The 20770-nt window shown below is 58.2% G+C and carries 22 protein-coding genes and 1 pseudogene; 12 read left to right on the top strand and 11 right to left on the bottom strand.

All coding sequences use genetic code 11. The annotated features are described in order from the left end of the window. Positions 1–1074 carry an ABC transporter ATP-binding protein gene (locus DUT91_RS21465; protein ID WP_425373832.1) on the top strand — a complete coding sequence of 358 codons (1074 nt, stop codon included), beginning with the start codon at positions 1–3 and terminating at the stop codon, positions 1072–1074. Between the two features lie 64 nt (positions 1075–1138). Here DUT91_RS21465 and DUT91_RS21470 read toward each other — a convergent pair whose 3' ends face one another. Then, positions 1139–1342 carry a hypothetical protein gene (locus tag DUT91_RS21470; RefSeq protein ID WP_114442527.1) on the bottom strand — a complete coding sequence of 68 codons (204 nt, stop codon included), beginning with the start codon at positions 1340–1342 and terminating at the stop codon, positions 1139–1141. Positions 1343–1820: 478 nt separating this feature from the next. Between DUT91_RS21470 and DUT91_RS21475 the strand changes: the two genes are divergently transcribed. Further along, complete coding sequence (locus tag DUT91_RS21475; RefSeq protein ID WP_114442528.1) at positions 1821–2096, top strand: hypothetical protein; 276 nt, start codon at positions 1821–1823, stop codon at positions 2094–2096. A gap of 103 nt (positions 2097–2199) precedes the next feature. On the opposite strand, the gene DUT91_RS21480 is transcribed toward DUT91_RS21475, so the two are convergent. From DUT91_RS21480 to DUT91_RS21490, 3 genes are read right to left on the bottom strand one after another with little or no spacing between them, the layout of a single operon-like run. Continuing rightward, complete coding sequence (locus tag DUT91_RS21480; protein WP_114442529.1) at positions 2200–2955, bottom strand: ABC transporter ATP-binding protein; 756 nt, start codon at positions 2953–2955, stop codon at positions 2200–2202. Next, positions 2949–4016, bottom strand: coding sequence for a FecCD family ABC transporter permease (locus DUT91_RS21485; RefSeq protein WP_114442530.1), 1068 nt, complete (start codon positions 4014–4016; stop codon positions 2949–2951). The genes DUT91_RS21480 and DUT91_RS21485 overlap by 7 nt, the downstream gene beginning before the upstream one ends. Then, on the bottom strand, positions 4016–5155 hold the full coding sequence (locus DUT91_RS21490) for an ABC transporter substrate-binding protein (RefSeq protein ID WP_114442531.1): 1140 nt from the start codon (positions 5153–5155) through the stop codon (positions 4016–4018). The genes DUT91_RS21485 and DUT91_RS21490 overlap by 1 nt, the downstream gene beginning before the upstream one ends. Before the next feature lie 106 nt (positions 5156–5261). Here DUT91_RS21490 and DUT91_RS21495 point away from each other — a divergent pair, with 106 nt between their 5' ends. Beyond that, a complete protein-coding gene (locus DUT91_RS21495; protein ID WP_114442548.1) occupies positions 5262–6068 on the top strand; it encodes a class I SAM-dependent methyltransferase in 807 nt (268 codons plus the stop codon). Positions 6069–6084: 16 nt separating this feature from the next. Here DUT91_RS21495 and DUT91_RS21500 read toward each other — a convergent pair whose 3' ends face one another. From DUT91_RS21500 to DUT91_RS21515, 4 genes are all read right to left on the bottom strand, one after another. Then, positions 6085–6585 (bottom strand): gluconokinase, encoded by a 501-nt coding sequence (locus DUT91_RS21500; protein WP_425373833.1) that lies wholly within the window; start codon positions 6583–6585, stop codon positions 6085–6087. Between the two features lie 457 nt (positions 6586–7042). Further along, the gene (locus DUT91_RS21505; protein WP_114442532.1) at positions 7043–8278 is read right to left on the bottom strand and encodes an MFS transporter; all 1236 of its coding nucleotides are present in this window, start codon (positions 8276–8278) and stop codon (positions 7043–7045) included. Between the two features lie 216 nt (positions 8279–8494). Beyond that, positions 8495–8800, bottom strand: a complete 306-nt coding sequence (locus DUT91_RS21510; RefSeq protein WP_114442550.1) for a hypothetical protein — start codon at positions 8798–8800, stop codon at positions 8495–8497. 260 nt (positions 8801–9060) lie between these two features. Then, positions 9061–9267, bottom strand: a complete 207-nt coding sequence (locus tag DUT91_RS21515) for a hypothetical protein (RefSeq protein ID WP_114442533.1) — start codon at positions 9265–9267, stop codon at positions 9061–9063. A 649-nt stretch (positions 9268–9916) separates the two neighbouring features. Here DUT91_RS21515 and DUT91_RS21525 point away from each other — a divergent pair. From DUT91_RS21525 to DUT91_RS21560, 8 genes are all read left to right on the top strand, one after another. Further along, the gene (locus DUT91_RS21525; protein WP_114442535.1) at positions 9917–10159 is read left to right on the top strand and encodes a hypothetical protein; all 243 of its coding nucleotides are present in this window, start codon (positions 9917–9919) and stop codon (positions 10157–10159) included. A gap of 173 nt (positions 10160–10332) precedes the next feature. Continuing rightward, positions 10333–11349 carry a Zn-dependent oxidoreductase gene (locus DUT91_RS21530; RefSeq protein ID WP_114442536.1) on the top strand — a complete coding sequence of 339 codons (1017 nt, stop codon included), beginning with the start codon at positions 10333–10335 and terminating at the stop codon, positions 11347–11349. 38 nt (positions 11350–11387) lie between these two features. Continuing rightward, a complete protein-coding gene (locus tag DUT91_RS21535) occupies positions 11388–12380 on the top strand; it encodes a TRAP transporter substrate-binding protein (protein ID WP_114442537.1) in 993 nt (330 codons plus the stop codon). A 68-nt stretch (positions 12381–12448) separates the two neighbouring features. Then, the gene (locus DUT91_RS21540) at positions 12449–12943 is read left to right on the top strand and encodes a TRAP transporter small permease (RefSeq protein ID WP_114442538.1); all 495 of its coding nucleotides are present in this window, start codon (positions 12449–12451) and stop codon (positions 12941–12943) included. After that, a complete protein-coding gene (locus DUT91_RS21545) occupies positions 12943–14220 on the top strand; it encodes a TRAP transporter large permease (protein WP_114442539.1) in 1278 nt (425 codons plus the stop codon). The genes DUT91_RS21540 and DUT91_RS21545 overlap by 1 nt, the downstream gene beginning before the upstream one ends. An 8-nt stretch (positions 14221–14228) precedes the next feature. Next, positions 14229–15713: a mannitol dehydrogenase family protein gene (locus DUT91_RS21550; RefSeq protein ID WP_245419869.1), complete on the top strand. Its 1485-nt coding sequence runs from the start codon at positions 14229–14231 to the stop codon at positions 15711–15713. 34 nt (positions 15714–15747) lie between these two features. Beyond that, the gene (gene uxuA / locus DUT91_RS21555; protein WP_114442551.1) at positions 15748–16932 is read left to right on the top strand and encodes a mannonate dehydratase; all 1185 of its coding nucleotides are present in this window, start codon (positions 15748–15750) and stop codon (positions 16930–16932) included. 18 nt (positions 16933–16950) lie between these two features. Further along, entirely contained in the window at positions 16951–17682 is a 732-nt protein-coding gene (locus DUT91_RS21560) for a GntR family transcriptional regulator (RefSeq protein ID WP_114442541.1), read from the top strand. 185 nt (positions 17683–17867) lie between these two features. On the opposite strand, the gene DUT91_RS21565 is transcribed toward DUT91_RS21560, so the two are convergent. Continuing rightward, positions 17868–18326, bottom strand: a complete 459-nt coding sequence (locus DUT91_RS21565; RefSeq protein ID WP_114442542.1) for a DUF1801 domain-containing protein — start codon at positions 18324–18326, stop codon at positions 17868–17870. Between the two features lie 49 nt (positions 18327–18375). Next, the gene (locus DUT91_RS21570; protein WP_114442543.1) at positions 18376–18831 is read right to left on the bottom strand and encodes a DUF1801 domain-containing protein; all 456 of its coding nucleotides are present in this window, start codon (positions 18829–18831) and stop codon (positions 18376–18378) included. A 274-nt stretch (positions 18832–19105) separates the two neighbouring features. Here DUT91_RS21570 and DUT91_RS21580 point away from each other — a divergent pair, with 274 nt between their 5' ends. Continuing rightward, complete coding sequence (locus DUT91_RS21580; RefSeq protein WP_245419871.1) at positions 19106–20122, top strand: Tim44 domain-containing protein; 1017 nt, start codon at positions 19106–19108, stop codon at positions 20120–20122. Between the two features lie 541 nt (positions 20123–20663). On the opposite strand, the pseudogene DUT91_RS21585 reads toward DUT91_RS21580, so the two are convergent. Continuing rightward, positions 20664–20770: pseudogene (locus DUT91_RS21585) on the bottom strand (IS5/IS1182 family transposase); the annotation flags it as partial.

Below are 20770 nucleotides of genomic sequence, written 5' to 3' on the forward strand. Positions count from 1 at the left end.
ATGGCCGGAACCGGTGTTGTGCTCGCCGACATCCGCAAGAGCTTCGGCAATGTGGATGTCATCCACGGCGTCAACCTTACGATTGCCGAAGGCTCTTTCGTGGTGTTCGTCGGCCCATCGGGCTGCGGAAAATCGACGCTGCTGCGTATGATCGCGGGACTTGAGGAAGTCACCGACGGCGAAATCGCGATCAATGGACGTGATGTCACCGATCTGGATCCATCCGAGCGTGGCATCGCGATGGTCTTCCAGTCCTATGCGCTTTATCCGCATATGAGTGTGCGGGACAATCTCGGCTTTGGCCTGAAGATGATGCGCACGAAGGCTGAGGAAATCGACGCGCGCGTCAATTCAGCGGCCTCCATCCTGAAGATCGACCATCTGCTCGACCGCCGGCCGGGACAGCTGTCAGGCGGCCAGCGACAGCGTGTCGCCATCGGACGCGCCATCGTGAGGAAGCCCGACGTCTTCCTCTTCGATGAGCCCTTGTCCAATCTCGATGCGGAGCTTCGTGTCTCCATGCGCATCGAGATTGCCCGGCTGCACCGCGAGCTCGGCAACACCATGATCTACGTGACCCACGACCAGACGGAAGCGATGACACTCGCCGACAATATCGTCGTGCTGCGCAATGGCCGTATCGAACAGCAGGGAAGCCCGCGCGAGGTTTATGAAAATCCCGACAATACCTTCGTCGCCGGATTCATCGGTTCACCACGGATGAACCTGCTCGATGCGACATGGAGCGGCGACGATTATGTCGAATTGGCAGGACAAAAGATCAGATCGCCGATTGCGGCGCAAACACTTCAGGAAGGCGAGAAGATCACCTTCGGTATCCGCCCTGAAAACCTGAGCGTTATGGAAAATGCCGGAGAGGCAATCCCGGCGAAAGTCGATTTCGCCGAATATCTGGGCGGCACCCAATATCTCTATTGCCAACTCGACGACGGTCAGCCGCTCGTGGCAGAATACCGGGCCGATCATGCTGTCGAAACCGGGAGCAAAATCTGGATTCAATGTGCCGCAGCCGACCATCGTATTTTCGACGTGGGTGGCTCCAGGGTGAGATAGAACCGCCATTTGCCGACGTCGATCCCATGAATTCGACGATGATAAAACGCTTGCCAGTCTCCTGTTAACCCTCCGCTTTCATTGTACTGGCGATTTTCAGGAGCTTCTCCCGATCGGTGCCGTGTTTTTCGATAAGTTCTCTTGCCTGGTTGGGCGAAAGATCCGTATGCTCAGCGAGATATCGGATCGTATTGTCAATCGGCTCGTTAGAATTCATCCAGTCGGTATTCGCTCCATGCTCGGATTTTGTCTCAGTGTTTTTCATCATTTCTCTTCCTATGAGGAAAACTTAAAAGCGCTACTATTTGTTTCGTTGTTGTTGAGTTATATTCACGCACAAAGCTGGTGTGGTTTGTTATTCACGGGCTGATATAATTTGGGACAGCAAACAGATGGCGGGACGGTCTCATTCAAGAGGCTTTTGCGATATGCGTGCCTGACATGTCCTCGACATCGAAACAAACCGGCATAAAAAATGTTCCGGTCAATTTGAAATTTGGTAGGCATCATCATTGCCGACGCTGCAAACGCATCGTCAACACATGAACTGGCCCCACGCACGACTTCGCGGGACGGGCATGGAGCCAGCCACCCAGAACCTTGCGGTTCAAGGGCACAATACTATAAGCCTTTCCACCTATACGTACAATCTGACGGCGGATATGCTTGAAATTGTGGTAAAAGTGTAAAATTTTAACTAGCCAAACCCGGTCTCAATTTGTACTTTCCTGCAAAGGGGGCGGCACATGACAGTATCATACAAGCAGATCAGCAATATCGTCGATCAATGGAGTGATAATCTACCTTTCCCGACGGGGTTTCAAAAGCACCGTCGAGATATTGTGCAGAACACATATCTTCAATTTTTGACCGCGTTAACGACACTTGGCTTCACCAAAAATGAAATTGAAGCAGCAACCGGAGGGCTGTACAATCTCGTTGAAAGACGGCTTGATGCCATTTACAGATCGGGGCTGGTTATTTTGAAACTGGGGGGGAGTGCTCCTTTGCACGACCGCTGATTATCTGTATTGCCCTTCGTCTGCAATGAAACTTATCAACCCCGGCCAGGGTCAGATAATTGGCAAATCTGCCGGAGCAGCGGCCTCGCGATGGATAGCCTGATTAAAGAATCGAATCGTCGATGATGACGATCGGGCGTCCTTTCGAGCAGGCCTCGATGCGCGCATTGACGCGGTAGACATCGCGCAGAAGATCCTCCGATATCACGTCTTCAGTCGGCCCGCTGACGATCATGGCGCCATCCGCAATGACGATTGTCTGCTCGCAATAGCGCAAGGCGTGATTGAGGTCGTGCAGCGCTATCAGAACTGCCATGCCCGATCGCGAGGATAGTTCCTTCATGAAGCCGAGAACCTCGACCTGCCTGAACAAGTCCAGGGCAGATGTCGGCTCGTCCATTAGCAGGACTTCCGGATTGCGGACCAGCGCCTGAGCGATTGACACGAGCTGCCGTTGACCTCCCGACAGTTCGCCGAGGCTCTTGAAGGCAAGCGCCTGGATCCTGAGCGCTGCGAGGATACGGTCGATCTCGCGCAGCTCGCTGTCGTGAACCTTCAGGCTCGACCCCTGCTTGGCCGCGAGCAGCACGGATTCATAAACAGTCAGAACTGCGTTTGCTCCTGTGTCCTGCGGCATGTAGCAGATGGTTTCAGAGCCTTTCACCGTGTCCGACAGATGGACCAGACCGGGTCCGGATATGAGACCGGCGATGCGCTTGAACAAGGTGGACTTGCCCGCCGCGTTCGGGCCGATGACCGCGGTCATGCTCCCGCCCTTCAACATACCGGTGGTGACATTGGCAAGCACGGTCTGCTTGCCATATTTCGCGCCAAGCTGTTCAACCGCTATGCTTACCATGAGCGTTTCCGATGGGTGAAAATGAGCACGAAGAAGAAGGGCACACCGACAAGCGCCGTCATCACGCCTATGGGAAGCACCGCGCCCGGTATGAGCGTCTTGCTTGCAACCGAAGTAGCGGACAGGAGCAGCGCGCCGCAAAGGACCGACGCCGGCAGGAAGAATCGTTGATCCTCGCCGACCAGCATGCGCGCGATGTGGGGTCCCACGAGGCCGACAAACCCGATCGTGCCGACAAACGACACCGGAATGGCTGCCAGAAGGCTGACGACCAGCATCGTCTCTAAACGGAGGTAACGCACCTTGACGCCGAGGCTGGCCGCCTTGTCCTCGCCCAGCCGCAAGGCGGTCAGCGCCCATGCGCGCCGCGCGAAAAGCGGAAGGGTAAGGAACAAGGTTGCCGCCGTTATCGCGACTTTCGGCCATGTCGCCTTAGTAAGGCTGCCCATGGTCCAGAAAACAACGGCTGCCAGGGCCTGCTCCGAAGCGAGATATTGGAGCAGTGACAGGAGCGCGTTGAAGGTGAAGACGAGCGCGATTCCGAGAAGCACGATCGTCTCGACAGTCACGCCACGCATGGTCGAGGCAAAATGGATGAACAGGGCCGCCAGCATTGCCATCAGGAAGGCATTGGCCGGCACCATGAAATGTATGGCAAACGGAAAGATCGCAACGCCGCCCACGAGAGCGAGCGCTGCGCCAAAACCTGCGGCGGCTGAAATCCCCAAAGTGAAGGGACTGGCGAGCGGGTTGGCGAGGATCGTCTGCATCTGTGCGCCCGCAACCGAAAGGGAGGCCCCGACAGTGACCGCCATCAGCGCGATCGGCATGCGGATATCCCAGATCACGACCCGCAGCTGATCGCTCACCGCACCGGGGTTGAAAAGCGCATCCAGCACATCGACAAGCGCATAATTGGCAGGTCCGAGCGCCATATCGACGGATACGCTTACAAGCAGCCCCGCAACAAGCAACGCAATAAGCACCGAGCGACGGAACACCAGCGCGCGATATGTATCGCGCGCTGCGGGCAATCCGCTATCCTCGGAGACGACGGCCATTATTCCCCGTCTCCCTCTTTGAGCGAGACGAAATAGCCCGGTTTATAATCAAGGGGCAGAAACCGTTCGTGCAGTTCCTTGAAAGTCGCCACCGGATCGAGATCTGCGAACAGATCCGGATGCAGCCATTTCGCGATCTCTTGAATGGCCACGAATTGATAGGGATTGTTGTAGAACTGGTGCCAGATGGCGTGAACATTTCTATCCTTGACGGCTTTCACCCCCGTGAAGGCGGGACGCTTGGTCAGCGCCTCAAGCTTGCGCCGTGCTTCCTTTTGATCAGCGCCATAGCCCACCCCGACCCAGTTGCCACCCGGCACATAGCCCTGCCAGTTGCCTCCAGTAATGATGATCTGGTCCGGATTGGAGGCGATGATCTGCTCGGGGTTAACATTGCCGAATGTCCCGGGGATGATATCCTTCGCCAGGTTTATGCCGCCCGCGATCTCGACCATCTTGCCGAAATTCTCGTCGCCGAACGACATGCAGCAATCATCGGAATAGCCGCCGGCGCGCTCCATGAAGACCAATGGCTTCGGCGCGCTGGACTTCGCCAGGGCGTCGGTGACTTTCGCGATATTCTCAGAGCGGAACTTGACGAATTCCTCCGCCTTGTCCTGCTTTCTGAAAAGCTCTCCGATGATGCGGATACTCGCTTCGGTGTTTTCCATCGGCTTCTCGCGGAAGTCTATATAAACGACCGGAATCCCGACCTTGCCGAGCTTTTCGACGAACCCAGCCTCTTCTGTCGCGATCTTGGCATCGATGTTCATGATGATGACATCGGGCTTGAGAGCCACCGCCTGTTCAATGTCGAATGTTCCGTCTTTCATCCCGCCGAAGGTCGGCAGATCAGCAATCGACGGGTACATGTCCAGATATGCGGCATAACTCTCGGGATCGGCCTTCGGCAGATCGTCGCGCCATCCGACGACGCGCTTGAACGGATTGTCACGATCGAGAATGGCGGTGAAATAAACCTGGCGGCCTTCTCCGAGAATGACATGTTTGACCGGAACGTTTACCTCGACCTCGCGACCGGCTATGTCCCTGATCTTGACCTTGTCTGCAAGCGCTCCGCTGGACAGAGTGACAAGCCAACCCATGGCGACAATCGCCGCCTTGCTAAATAACCGCATCGTGCGTAACTCCGTGGAAAACTCGTGCCTTCTATTATTTCATGACTTTCACCGTCAACATATATTTTTTAGAAGACTTCCAAACATGCAGCAGGTGGATATGGTGATGGACGGATCCTCAAACGGATCGAACTTCGGTCTCCGCGACGAGATCAAGGCGTACTGGTCGCAACGTGCGGCGACATTCGACCTGTCTCCAGGTCACGCAATATTCTCCGAGGAGGAACGATCTGCCTGGTATCGCCTGATCACCAGGCATCTGGGCGATGGCAAGGGACGAACCGCGCTCGACCTCGCCAGCGGCACCGGCGTCATATCAATGCTGATGGACGATATCGGTTTTGATGTCACTGGAATGGACTGGGCCGAGCCGATGCTCGAGCGCGCCCGCGCCAAGGCAAAGGCTGAAAACCGCAAGATTGCGTTCCGGCTGGGTGACGCGGAAAACACCATGGAGCCGGACAATCATTATGATGTCATCACAAACCGCCATCTGGTCTGGACCCTGGTGAACCCGGAAGCCGCATTTGCCGAATGGCTGCGCGTTCTCAAGCCCGGCGGCTCTGTTCTGATCGTCGATGGTGATTTCGTTAACGTCACATTCTTCGAAAAGCTTATCCAGAAACTCGCGAGCCTTTCGCAACGATTGGGGTTTGCCCACCCTCAACCTGGACAATTCTCGCAGCAAATGGCGGAGGTCCATCGAAGCATTCTCTCACGGGTTCATTTTTCCGGCGGCGCCCGGGCAGAAGCGGTTGCCGATCTCCTGAGAAAAGCAGGATTTCAGAACGTGACGATCGATAAGGATATGCGCCAGATCCATCGGGCCCAGGCTAGACATATGGGACTCTGGAAAGGCATGGCGCGCATTGTGCAGCATCGCTATGCCATCAAGGCGACCAAAGGAGCATAGCCGGGACACCGATGGCTCATACCTCGCTGCCCAGTAGCCAGGTCGCGCTGGTTTCGACAATATGATCGATAGGCACGGCGATATCCTGTCGCAGCACGAGGGGTTCGCCGATGGGCGGTTCAAGCGTCGCAAGCTGGCTGTCGAGCATGGAAAGTGGCATGAAATGTCCCGTCCTATGCGCCATATGTTCACGCAGGACGGCAAGGCTTCCGTCGAGGAAGACGAAGAAGAGCGGTGCTGCGGCCTTCTGCCGCAAGCGGTCACGATAGGTCTTTTTCAGCGCCGAGCAGGAAATGACGACGCCGTCAGACGCCTCAGCCAGACGGGCGCCGATCAGGTCGAGCCATGGCCACCGATCCTCATCACTCAGCGGGATACCCGCCGACATTTTCTCGACATTGCCTTTCGGATGGAGCGTGTCGCCTTCCAGAAACGGCAGACCGAGCTTTTCTGCAAGCACTTCGCCGACCGTGGACTTGCCCGAGCCGGAAACGCCCATGACAATAACCCGCATCACTGACCTCATAAGCTTGCCATCATGTCGATGTTCAGCGCCAAGCCTATCCCCTGGCTTGATCCCGTGACAACGGCAAGCCTGCTCTCAAAATTGAAAAGTGAAAAAGGCATCTCCGTCCCTCCCTGGTACTGCCGGGTACAACAGAATGCAAAAGCTGGCAATCTGGTGTTTACGTGGACCCGCTCAGCATGATCTCGGCATTTAGCGTTAACCGGTCGGCGGGGGCGCTATCGCGGAAGGTGACGGGCGCCTGATGCAATTCATCGGCAAACCGGTCGGCCAAGCGATGCAGCGCGTCGCCGACGCCGATGACCCAATCTCGCGATCGCCCATGAATGCGGTTTGGTTCAATCAGCCGGTTCTATGACCTCATCAGGCAGCGCACCGGGACGATGCCCAGACTCTTCCCCCATCGATCAACAGAAAAACCGGACGTGCGTAGAATGCTTCCCAAGCCTCACCGACGGATCGGCGCGGCTTTCCCGAATAGCACCCCTTTGGCTTCTGTCCCGAAACCGGCCAGGAGCGCGACAATGATGGCGACCACAGCGACGAAGAGTGCAAGCGAAAAGGCATAGTCATTGTTATAATGTTCGGCGAGCCCGGCCTGCATGGTGGCGTTGGCGGCGGCGATCAGATTGCCCAGTTGATAGACCAGCCCGGGAAAAGTGCTGCGCAATTCATCAGGCGAGAGCTCATTGAGGTGGGCGGGGACAATTCCCCAGGCACCTTGCACGGCGAACTGCATCAAAAAAGCGCCGGTTGCCAGCAGCGCAGGGCTCGACGAATAGACCCACAGCGGGATGACGGGCAGCGCGAGCAATGCGGCAATAACGATTCCGCGCCGCCGCCCGATTTTTTCGGAGAACATGCCGAAGGTAATGCCGCCCAGGATCGCGCCGATATTGTATATAACCGCGATCGTCCCGACGGTGGTGGTCGACAGGTTCTTCTGTACTTCGAGGAAGGTCGGGTAGAGATCCTGCGTACCATGGCTGAAGAAATTGAAGGCGGTCATCAGGAGTACGGCATAGACGAACAGCCTGGCGTGCTGCTTCAAAACGGACCATGTGCTGATACGTTCTGTCCTGCTCTTGCGTTCCATGAAGACAGGGGATTCCTCCACATTCGAGCGGATATAGAGTACGAGAAGTGCCGGCAGCGCGCCCAGCATGAACATGCCGCGCCAGCCGATCACGGGAAATAACAGGAAGAAGACCAGCGAGGCGATAAGATATCCCGCCGGATAGCCAGCCTGCAGCAGACCCGAGACGAGCCCGCGCATCTTTGGCGGAATGCTCTCCATGGTGAGCGAAGCGCCAACACCCCATTCACCCCCCATCGCGACCCCGTAAAGGGCGCGCAGGATGATCAGCACCGTCAGGGTTGGCGCGAAACCCGACGCAAACTCGATCCCTGCATAGAGCATGATGTTAATCATGAGAGTCGGTCGCCGGCCGAATTTCTCCGCCAGATAGCCAAAGATGACGGCGCCTACCGGGCGCATGGCGAGGGTCAGCGTGATGGCGATTGTGACGCTCGCAATGTCTGTGCCGAACTCTTCAGCCACATATTTCATGACAAAGACGAGAATGAAGAAATCAAAGGCGTCGAGCATCCAACCGAGGAAACTGGCGATCACGACATTGCGTTGTTGCGCAGTCAGCGATCGCAGATCCGATAATGCCGACATGGCTTTTCTCCTCCTCGCCAGTCAGTGCGGCGCTCGTCGAAACGGACGTGCATGGAGGCTCTAACACCTAGAAATGCTGCATGATTTTGTCCCGAGATAAGGAACTATGCAGTAGCCTTCTGTCCGGCAAGTATTAATATACGCGTGGGGATTCCGGCATCAAGTAAACACCACTACACGATTATGGGATCAAAGGACTGGACGCTGCTTCATGCGTCAGTTGCGCCACTCGGCCTGCGCGGGCAGTTCGCCCGAGACATCCACATGAGCGGTCTCGCTGGCTTCCGGCAGGAGCTTTTCGGAGAAGCGAAGGCTGAGAAGCCGTCCGTCTTCTGTCAAAAGAGACAGATCGTTGCGACCGAGCGCCTGGCGCAGCGCCTCTGGCGCCATGCGGATTTCGCCGCTGCCGGTCACATGTCCCGGCTTCATCAGATAGCCGTCAAGATCATAGTGCACGGATGCCATTGTGTCGCCGTTGCTTTTTATAAAACCCGCGCCGCGAATTCTGCCGAGATATCTCATGATCATATTTCCTTAGAGCAAGCCCGGATAGGTGTGAAGCGGCTTTCCCGTATCGGCTTGCTTCTAGCGGAAGGCCGGCGGCCGTCAGCATATCCCGACCTGCGAGCCCCGCCGCAATTTGCGTGTTGCATGGATTTGGTGAGATTATGGGCCTCGTCGACTGCGATGGCTGGACGCGCATCGGTATCGAGGGAGCGGACACGATGTGCCGCCTCGTCATTGCTGCGGCTGCAATCCCGGCTGGTGTGATGGCATCGCCATCATTGATCCATAATTGCTTCCAGGCTGTCTTCGGTCGTCACGCGCTCGTAACGTTCCTCGTCATTGCGGATGCGATATTGAGGCAGTTTGTCCTCTCTGGCCGGCAGAATCGCAGTAATGCGATAGGTTTCCGCCGTTTCGGGCGAAAGACCAAACTTGTTGTTCATGCGGACGACTTGTCCCAGGACATAACGGTGGGCTGTCATACTCTTCACCTGATCTTTCCTTCTCAAAACCTATAGCCGTATGGGCCGTGGCGCATTGTTGTGATAGTCCCCTGAATCCCCGGCGCCGATTTTCCTCGCGCGCAAACGCCCGTCAGGCCGCAAGAGCGGCGCGGTCGTAAAAGACTGGAGTTTTCATCGGATGTTCTTTCAGCGGCCGGGCATAGGGGGCCATATCCCTATATAGGCTCTTTGGCTGCCAAATAACAGGCACGTCAGGAACTATTCGTTCCCGAACCTACCGCGCGGCGATTATTCTCGCTTCCGGGTCCGCATGCTGATAGGGTTCAAACATCGGCAGTTTTCACCCATCGGGATGCCGCCGCCTGTGGGCCATGGAACCCCTGCCCGACGATAAAAAGGAGGACGTCATGTCTTCCACCTCACAGAAGCACCTGACATCTACCGATGTGGACCGCGCGCATGGCCTGGCAAGCCCCGCGGCGCAGCGGTCCCCGTTGATCATTCATCGCCAAGGCAAGGATGCACCCGTTGAGATATTTTGCCCGACTGACCGCCGACCCCGCCCTTTCGCTGCTCTTTTTGATCATTGCCGGCGCGGGCGGCTCGCTGTTGTACGTCATCTTGACGAGCATCACCTTTTGAGCAGCCTAAGCTATGGGATGCCTGGATGAGCAACGTCGTTACTTTGCACGGCGATAAACGCTGGAAAGCCACGATCGAATATAGCTCCGTTCAGGGAGCGAAGAGTGTCGAGCACTATTTCGAGGAAATATCGGACCTGCATCTCATCATCGAGCACGGACCCGACTGGAATTCCTTGATCCGCTGTACCGTCACCCTGAACCGAACTGACGATGGCGGTCAACAGAACAGCGTGGAGAAGGCGCTCCATCGAGAGCGTCAACCCTGACGCTGGAGCCTCCGGATATATATCTTTTTGAAGCCGCCGCCGCTCCTGTCTCCGCTGCCTGAGTATCTCGCCCCGCGCCAGGCGCCTCGTATTGACATACTACCATGGTAGTATTAAAGTATTGCAAAAATGAGACTTGACCGAAAAATAGCAATGCATGCGAGGAGGATGAGTTGATAGCAGTTCGCGTGCGTGCGCCCCATTCGCTTGAGATCATCGCGGCCGAACGCGCCGAACCCGGCCCGGACGAAGTGCGGATCAAGGTAGCGAGCGCCGGAATCTGCGGTTCCGACATTCATATCCTGCACGGCTCCAATCCCTTTGCCAAATATCCGCGCATCATCGGCCATGAGTTCGCCGGCACCATCGCCGCGACGGGTGCTGCCGTGACGGCGCTTTCGGTGGGCGACCATGTCGTGGTCGATCCTGTCATATCCTGCGGCCATTGCTATGCCTGCCGTGTCGGACGGTCCAATGTCTGCGCCAATCTCGAGGTGCTGGGCGTCCACCGCGACGGCGGTTTCCGTTCGGAAGTCGTCGTGCCGGCGTCCAACGCGGTGAAAGTCTCCAGGAGCCTGCCCATCCCCGTGGCTGCACTTGCCGAACCGTTCTCGATTGCCGCCAACGTCCTTTCTCGCACCGGATGCAACGAGCGTGACACGGTTCTCATCTATGGTTCCGGCACAGTTGGGTTGACCGTTCTGCAGGTCGCCAAGTTGAAAGGCGCACGGGTCATCCTCGCCGATCCGGACAGGCGGCGTCTCGATCGCGCCGCGCAGTTTGGCGCCGACCGGCTTTTGCAGTCAGGCAAGGATAACATACCGGCAAGCGTCGCCGGAGAAAATGACGGGTTAGGCCCGACCTTGGTGATCGACGGCGCTGGCGTTCCCGCGCTCCTCGAAGAGGCCTGCCGCGTCGCAAGCCCGGCCGGGCGGATCGGAGTACTTGGTTTTTCGCCCGCACCCTGCAACATATCGCAGCAGGAGATCGTCAAGAAGGAACTGACGCTTGTCGGCTCGCGGCTCAGCCGGCGGCTCTTGCCGGAGGTGGTGGAGTGGCTCGAAAGCGGGCAGTTGAAGCCGGAAGCGATGATCACCCAGACGTTCAGTGGCAGCGACGCGAAGGACGCTTTCGTGCTGATCGAGCGGGCTCCTGAGCAAACGGTAAAAGTGCAGCTGGATTTTAGTTGATTTGAGTGCGGCATGCGCCGCTAACAAGGGAGGATGATATGATCAAGGCGAACCTGAAAAGACGCAGTGTGCTAGCCGCCATGCTCGCCACCTGTGTTGCCCTGACGGCTCTTACGCCGGGCCTCGCGGAAGCCAAGACGCTGAAGCTCGGCCATCTCGGCAACGAAGATAATTCCTGGCACAAGGCTGCGATGAAATTCGCCGAAGAGGTGAAGGCTCGCACCAATGGCGAACTCGAGGTGCAGGTTTTCCCGAACGAGCAGCTCGGCAAGGAAACCGATCTGATCAAGGGGCTGCAGCTCGGAACTGTCGATTTCACCATCACCGGTGAATCCCTGCAGAACTGGACGCCCTACGCCTCACTGCTCGCCGTGCCCTATGCGCTGCGCGACAGCGAGCATATGCGCAAGGTGGTCGAGGGGCCGATCGGCGAGAAGATCGCCGCCGAAATCGAAGCCAAGGCCAAGCTGGTGCCGCTCACCTGGTTCGAGCGTGGCCCGCGCGAACTGACTTCCAACAGGCCGATCAAGTCACCCGATGATCTCAACGGGCTGAAGCTGCGCGTGCCGAACGTTCCGCTGTTCGTCTCGGTCTGGGAGGCGATGGGCGCCAAACCGACACCGATGGCTTTTTCGGAAGTCTTCACCGGCCTGCAGAGCCACGTCATCGATGCCCAGGAAAATCCCCTTGCATTGATCCGTTCGGCGAGCTTCTACGAGGTCCAGCGCTATGTGAACATGACCGATCATGTGCGCAGCTGGATCTATCTCGTCGCCAGCCAGCGCATGATGGGCCGCCTGACGGATGAACAGCGCAAGGCCGTGACAGAAGCCGCCAAGGTGGCGCAAGCCTATGAGCGCGAGCTTTTCCTCGCGGATGAAGAACGCTTCAAAAGCGAACTGCAGAGCAAGGGCATGGAGTTCGTCGAAGTCGACAAGGCCGCTTTCGCCGAAAAGGCAAAAGCGGCGGTGGTCAAGTCACTCGATCCGAGCGTCGTGCCGCTCTATGAAGAAATACTGGCCGTCAAATAAGCGCCAGGCTGTTTCGAAAAGCGGGCCGCCCTCTTATCGGGCGGCCACATTCTTCAAGGATTGATGCCATGAAAAGCTTGTTCGGTAAAATCATCGACGGCGCAACGGTCCTATGCAGGGTCGGTACGGTCGTGGCCTTTGCCGTGCTGATCGTCATGGTCACCCTGCAGGTCCTGGGACGCATCCCCGGATTTCCGGCGCCGATCTGGACGGAAGAAGTGTCGCGCTTCGCCCTGCTCTATCTGGTGGCGTTCTCCTGTGGTCTGGCCGCGCTGGACGGGGAACTGGTCGATGTCGATCTGCTCACCTCGACGCTGCCCGCCAAAGCACAAGGGGCAATTGAAAAGCTCGTCGACCTTGCAGTCATCGTCTTTTCGCTGGCGATTATCCCCGGCGCCTATGCCTATGTACTGAACAGCTTTGGCGAACGCGCCCGGTCATTCGACGCGCCTATGGTCATCGTCTATATCACCATCCTCATCATCCCCGTTTCACTTGCCTTCTTCTATCTCGCCCGGCTTTTCGGCTTCGGCAAACCGATGCAACATCAGGAGACGCTGTAATGCTGGTCGCAGCTCTTTTCGGGACTTTCGTCGTCTGCCTAGCGCTCGGCGTTCCTGTCGCCATCACGCTTGGCATATCCTCCGTCGTCTATCTGTTCCTCGCCGACATCGATCTGGCGGTCGTCCCGCAATTCATGTATTCGGGCATGGACAGTTTTGTGCTGCTCTGCATTCCCGGTTTCGTGCTGGCCGGCAATCTGATGAACAATGGCGGCATCACCGACCAGATCGTCCGCTTCGGCAATGCCCTTGTCGGCCATATCAGGGGCGGCCTCGGCCTTGCCAATGTCACCGGATCGATGATCTTCGCCGGCATCTCCGGAACGGCTGTTTCTGAAACCGCTTCTATCGGCGCGGTGATGATCCCGGCCATGAAGAAATCCGGCTATGGTGCAGGCTTCGCCTCGGCGCTCACCGCCGCGGCCTCGACAGTTGGCCCGATCATTCCGCCCTCAGTGCCGATGATCATCGTCGGCACGCTGACCGGCCTGTCCGTCGGCCGCATGTTCCTCGCCGGCGCCATCCCTGGTATCATGATGGGACTCGGCATGATGCTGACGGTCTATATCATTGCGCGGATGCGCAATTATCCCAAGGGCGAATGGGTCGGATTCCGCGAGGTCTTCATCTCCGGCAAGGCCGCCTTCTGGGCCGTGCTAATGACCCTGATCATCCTGTTCGGCATTGTCGGCGGTATCTTTACGCCCACCGAGGCGTCCATTGTCGCATCGCTTTATGCCTTCGCCGTCGGTCTTTTCATCTATAAGGGTTTCAAGCTCCGCGACCTGCCCCGCATCATGCTCGAATCCGCTGTCGGATCGGGCGCGCTGATCCTTCTGGTCGGCCTTGCCAATGTGTTCGGCTGGATTCTCACCAGCGAACAGATCCCCCAGATGATCGCCGGCGCGATGCTGTCGGTGACGGACAACAAATATCTGATCCTGCTGATGATCAACGTGCTGCTTCTTTTCGTCGGCACGTTCATGGAGACAATCGCCGCGCTCATCATTTTGTTTCCGCCGTTGCTCGCCGTTGCGCTGCAGGTCGGCATCGATCCGGTGCAATTCGCCATCATTGTTATCATCAATCTGATGATCGGCCTGACGACACCACCCGTCGGCATCTGTCTGTTCGTCGCCGGCAATATCGGCAAGGTGCCTCTCAGCGTCATCAGCCGCGAGGTCCTGCCCTTCATCCTCAGCAATCTCATCGTGCTGATGCTGGTGACCTTCATCCCGGCGCTGTCCCTGTGGCTGCCCTCCATTTTCTTTGATTGAGCGTGATGATGAGCGAGAGACTTGACAGCAAGACGCTGCAAAACGCGAAGGTGCGCTTGCCCGCCTTCGACAGGACAGAACTGCGGCCGGGCATCGTCCATATCGGGCTCGGCGCATTCTTCCGCGCCCATGGCGTCATCTATAATGACGATGCCATCGAGACTGATCCGGCGACACACGATGGCTGGGGCATTATCGGCGTCAGCCTGCGCAGCCCCTCGCAACGCGACAGGCTCGAGCCGCAGGACGGCCTCTACACCACGATCGAGCGTTCTGCTTCGGGCGACCGGCCGCGCATCATGGGTTCGCTTCTGCAATCGATCGTGGCGCCTGAAGTCCCCGAAAGACTTATCGGCATTCTGGCTGATTCCGGCATCCGCATCGTGACCATCACGGTAACGGAAAAGGGCTATTGCCATGATCCGGCGACGGGACGGCTCAACCCGGCGCATCCCGATATCGTCCATGATGTAGAACATCGCGAACGGCCTGTCTCCCTTCCCGGGTTTCTCGTCGCAGCGCTGAAGTTGCGCCGGGATCGCGGGATTGCGCCGTTTACGATTGTAAGCTGTGACAATCTTCCCTCCAACGGCAAGCTTCTGCGCGGCCTCGTTTGTGATTTCGCGGCGCTCAGCGACGATAGCCTCGCCGCATGGATCGAAAGCAATGCCCCTTTTCCAAGCACCATGGTCGATCGCATCGTTCCGGCGGCAACCGACAATGATCTGCTGCTGGCCCGCGATCTGACCGGTCTTCGAGACCTCGCGCCGGTCATTCACGAGCCTTTCCGCCAATGGGTCATCGAGGATATTTTCGGCGCAGCAGGACGGCCCGCCTGGGAACGTGCGGGAGCCCAGTTCGTCGGCGATGTCGAACCGTTCGAGTTGATGAAGCTGCGCATGCTCAACGGTACGCATTCTGCACTTGCCTATCTGGGATTTCTCTCTGGCATTCAGACCATATCGCAGACCGTGGCCGATCCCGTCTTTAGGGATTTCCTTGCCGGCCTGTGGCGCAACGAAATCATCCCGACCGTGCCCGCGCCCGATGGAACCGATCTTGCCGCTTATGCGGACCAGTTGCTGGAGCGCTACTCAAATCCCGCCATCAGCCATCGCACCGCGCAGATTGCCATGGACGGATCGCAGAAGCTGCCGCAACGCATCCTTGGCACCGTCCGTGACCGACTTAAGGCTGGCCAGCCATGGGAAAGGCTTGCGCTGATCATCGCTGCCTTCATCACCTATGCCGGCGGTACAGACGAAAAAGGCCAAGCCATCGATGTCAAGGATCCGCTCGCGAACCAGCTGAAAGCGGACGGACAGGCCAGTCCGGCAACGCATGTACGCCACGTGATCTCCATCGGAAGCATATTCGGCGCCGACCTCGGGCGGGACGAGCGGTTCATCAAGACGGTCGAGGCAGCCTATCGCACGCTCTTGACCCACGGAGCCCACGCGGCGGTCAGCGCAACTAATCAGACGGCGGAATAAGAGCAAAATGACAGACGAGATCGACGCAATCACCATGGAAGAAACCTGGCGCTGGTTCGGGCCGGACGATGCCTGCGAGCTAAAGCACATCCGGCAGACCGGCGCGCGCGGCATCGTCACCGCACTCCACCACGTTCCCTATGGTGAAATCTGGACAACGGACGAGATCAGGCGCCGTCAGGCCATCATCGGCGCCGATCCCTCGCTTGGGCTGGAATGGCGTGTGGTCGAGAGTCTCCCGATCCACGAAGATATCAAGCTAGGCGCCGGCAATCTGACGCCGCTATTCGATCAATACCGGCAATCATTGCGCAATCTCGCCGCATGCGGCCTGAAAATCATCTGCTATAATTTCATGCCGATCCTCGACTGGACCCGCACGGAGCTTGGCCAGCCCCTGCCCGGAGGTGGCACGGCGCTGCGATTCAATCTGCATGAATATGCCGCCTTCGACTGCTATATCCTGAACCGGCCCGGCGCCGAAGACGAGCAGGACAGCGCCACGCTCGACAAGGCCCGCGCATGGATGGCCGCGTCTTCGCAGAGCGACCGCGACCGGCTGCTCGGCAATATCATGGCGGGTCTGCCCGGCGCCTATGCGCGCTACGACGTCCCCGGCCTGCGTGCCATGCTGGAGCGCTACAGCGACGTTTCGCGCTATGAGCTGCGTGAGAATTTCGCCCGTTTCCTGCGTGAAGTCGTGCCTACCGCGGAAGAAGTTGGAATCAGGCTTTGCGTACATCCCGATGATCCGCCGCGCCCGCTGTTCGGGCTCGATAGAATCGTCTCTTCCGCCGAGGATATCGATTTCATTCTCTCGGCTGTCCCCTCGCCGTCCAACGGCCTGACGCTGTGCTCCGGATCGCTTGGCGCAAACCCTGCGAATGATGTTCCGGCCATCGCCGGGCGCTTCGCCGACAAGATCCATTTTGCGCATCTGCGCAATGTGAAGAAGGACCCGGACGGCTCGTTCATGGAGGCTGATCACCTCGGTGGCGATACCGACATGGTCAAACTCGTGCGCATTCTTCTTGCCGAATGCCGCCGCCGCAAGGCGGAAGGCCGCGCGGACTGGCGCATCCCCATGCGCCCCGACCATGGCCATGAACTCATCGACGATCACACGCGCAAGACCCATCCGGGCTACCCGATCATCGGCCGCCTGCGCGGGCTGGCCGAACTGCGCGGCGTGATGGCAGCCGTTTCGGCGCTGGATTAGCGGCAGGGAGCAGAATATTTGTCAGTTCGTCAGGCAGCAGGCTGGACCGGGCCCATCGATCCGAAATCGCCGATCGGGGCGCAGGTTCACAGCCAGATCAAACGGGCGATCCTGACGCTCGAACTGGCGCCGAATGAAGCCTTGAGCGAAAAGGAACTATCGCTGAAACTCGGCGTCAGCCGTACCCCGGTGCGCGAGGCGCTGATCAAGCTGGCCGACGAAGGGCTGGTCGATATCTTTCCGCAACGCGGCACCTATGTCGCTCCCATCCGTGTAGCCGAGGTAATGGAAGCCCGGTTCATCCGGGAAGCCCTGGAGATCGCCGTTGTGCGCAGGGTCGCGCGCGACGCCGACACGGCCTTCGCCACCCGTCTTGACGAACAGCTTCGGATGCAGAAGCAGGCGGTCGACGCGAGGCGCCTCGATGATTTCATGCTACTCGACGACCAGTTTCACCACGCCTTCTCCGACATCGCCGCATTGCCGCGAAGCTGGAAGGTGATCCAGTCAGTGAAAGGCCAACTTGACCGGGTGCGTTACCTGAGCCTGCCTCAGCCTGGCCATATCGAGCAGCTATATGTCCAGCATGCCGATATCGTTGCGGCGGTGCAGGCGAACAATCCCGATCTGGCCACCCTCCACATGAAGACGCATCTGAGGCAGGTCTTCAGTTCCATCGATCAGTTGGTCAAACAGCATCCGTCCCTGTTCGGGGAAAAAGCTGTCACGGCCAACCGGCCGGGGCGATAAGAAACCAGGTCGGGGATTGCTGGACCGGGCTCAAGCCGATCCGGCGGTTTTTACGACCTCGTGAAAACCAGCAATTCGGTATTGCGCTGTTTATATGTGTCGGCAAGGCCATGCGGCACGCGGACGCTGCAATCGCAAATGACAGATCGCACCGCCAGAGCCCGCCACTCCACCGGCTTCCAGAGTCAGATGCTCTCCGGTTTTTTTCGCGAACCGCCAGGACGGGCGGCTTGCGCTGAAATGTTGAACGCCGCGGCCGCACGAATAAGCGCCGTCAACGCCTCTTCATCGATCATGTCGCCTTCATGGAAATCGACGGCTCGCCTTGTGTTGCCCTTGAGGCTGGAATTGAAAAGGCCCGAAGGGTCCTCCAGTGAGGCGCCTTTGGCGAAAGTCAATTTCACGGTATTTTTATAGGTTTCACCGGTACAGATAATTCCCGCGTGCGACCATACTGGAACGCCCCGCATCGCGTTTGACGGCTTTTTCCATTTGACCTCCTCAACCACTTCGGAGTCCGCTTCCAGGATAAGAGTCCTGAGCCGGGCCAGCATCTGGCCACGCCAATCACCCAGTTCCCTGATCCTCGCATCGATCAGTTGAGCGGGAGGAATTTCTCCCTCGTCCAAAACGCCGTTCGTCATGAATGGATGTGCCTTTCCTTCAATGCCATTTGCCCGGTCTTCATGCCGCTCACATGCACTCGCCGGGCAAAAGACTCGCCTGCCTAACCCAATCGGCGAATTGAGCTTCGTCCAACTGGTTCTCCTCATAGATGTCGAGATAGCGCACGTCCTTCTGCTTCGACGTGCCTGGAGGGACAGGACGTAGCGCTGCGCCACGGAAGAAGGCCACCTTGACGTATTTTGTGAAGCAATGAAAGCTGACGAACCAGACCTTGTCCTCAATGCCATAGAAGGGCGAGTTCCATTTGACGGCCTTGCGCACACCGGGGATGGTGCGCACGATAATCTCGTCAAGGCGGCGTCCTATGTCGCGCTTCCAACCCGGCATGGCCGCGATATAGGCCTGTACCGGCGTGTCGCCATATCCCTTCGCGATCTGAGGATTGCCGCCGGACAGAAGGACCGGCTCTTCGGAGGCCTGCCCGGCTGCTGGTTTCATTGGCTTGGACGTTCCGCCAACCATCGCGCTTACTCCTCGAATAGACAGAGATAGGGAAGCATAGCGGATTTCAGGCTGTACACACAAATGATTGGCACATCGGTCCGAAAGCAGGTTTCCCGAAGCATGATCAGCAATTCCGCGCGCCTTGCCATTGCGGGGATGGGCGCCATCCGCTGCGGGAGCCGATCAGTGCGGTGGGCGATCGAATTAAAGCAAGCGACGTCCGGGGATGTCATTGTCCCGCCTGAGGCCAATGCCTATATGAGTATCACGCTTAGTTGAACAAGGAAGAACCATGACGACGATGTCCCGAACGACCCGCTTTGCAACGCTATTTGCAGGATTGCTCCTGACATTCTCGATGGTCGGGATGGATTACGCCGAAGCGCGCCGTGGCGGAAGCTTCGGCAGCCGCGGCGCCCGCACGTTCCAGTCGGCCCCATCGACCCGCACGGCGCCGCAGCCGGCCGCCCCGGTCGAGCGTTCGATGACACCTAACACCGGCCAGAACAACGCAGCCCGCCAGACGCCCGCAACGGCGTCGCGCCCCGGCTTCCTCAACGGGTTCGGCGGATCGATGCTGCGCGGTCTGGCGCTTGGCGGGCTTATCGGGCTGCTGCTTGGCCACGGGTTCGGCGGTCTGGCCGGCATGTTCGGCTTTCTGCTGCAGGCCCTGCTGATAGGCGGTGTTGTCATGCTGCTCATCAGGATGTTCCGCTCCCAGTCCACACGGTCGCCGGCCTCCGCAATGGCCGGCAAATCCTCCGGGCCTGGCAGTTTCTCCTATCGCGAGACGGCGCCTGCCAATCCTGGCGATTCACCGCGCAATTCCCCCAGCGCCGCATCCTTTGGCTTTCCCGGTTTCGGCTCCCGACAGGATGCCGCGCCTCTGCCGGGCAATGCCGATGAAATCGGCCTGACGCAGCAGGACCTCGACTCCTTCGAGCGTCTGCTGGCGGACGTGCAAGAAGCCTTCGGACGCGAAGACCATGCCGCTTTGCGCCGAGTGGCAACACCGGAAATGGTATCCTATTTCTCCGAAGAACTGGCCGAGAATGCCAAGAACGGCGTCAGGAACGACGTTTCCGACGTCAAGCTCCTGCAGGCGGATATCGCGGAAAGCTGGCGTGAGGACGGTCACGATTATGCTACGGCGGCGCTGCACTATTCGTCCCGCGACGTGACCGTCGACCGGGCCAGTGGCGACATTGTCGAAGGCGATGCGGACGAACCGACGGAAGCAACCGAATTGTGGACGTTCACACGGCAGAATAGCTCTGACTGGAAACTCTCAGCCATACAGCAAGCGTAGCGCGTAGCTAGATAAACATAAATATCTGAGATTATGCCTGACCGGCAGGGCGCCGAGTCGGGCATAACCCAAATGGTTGCCCCCAATGACGGTGACAACCAAAGTCTGAGGCGGGCCCCCATTTGGCCCGACCTGTTGCCGACAAAATGGACCAGTTCATCTTCTTGGGGGCCCGAGGATATTACATGTTTGTGTTATTTCAACGCATTAAGCGCCTGTACCGGTAACCTTTTCCCTTTGATCCCATTCGATATACTTGCGTCCTCCCCGCACCAAAATCATAAGCTGGCGCGCAAATCTCATCCTCAAAATCTCCCTAATCGCCGGCCCGCTTGTGGTGGCCTTGTCGGTGCTCGACAGGTGCGGAACTCGGGTCTAAAACCCTGACGCGCGCAACCCACTCGACTCTCTGTGATCATGCGAACAAAATAAGAACATAACATTATACAGAGAGTGGGTCCAATATCCTGGATTACCTCTCCCCTCGGGATCCCCTGCATTCGCACCTGACGAAGTTGCCTCTATGGTCAGGACTCATTGCTCAAAGCCAGAAGATGACGGCGGCTGCGATGCAGATGGCCGAGAAGAAGGTGTGAGCACAGCGGTCGTAGCGGGTGGCGATGCGCCGCCAGTCCTTGAGCTTTGCGA

Origin of the sequence: Paramesorhizobium salinisoli, assembly GCF_003335045.1 — a bacterium.
GTDB classification, from domain to species: Bacteria; Pseudomonadota; Alphaproteobacteria; order Rhizobiales; family Rhizobiaceae; genus Paramesorhizobium; species Paramesorhizobium salinisoli.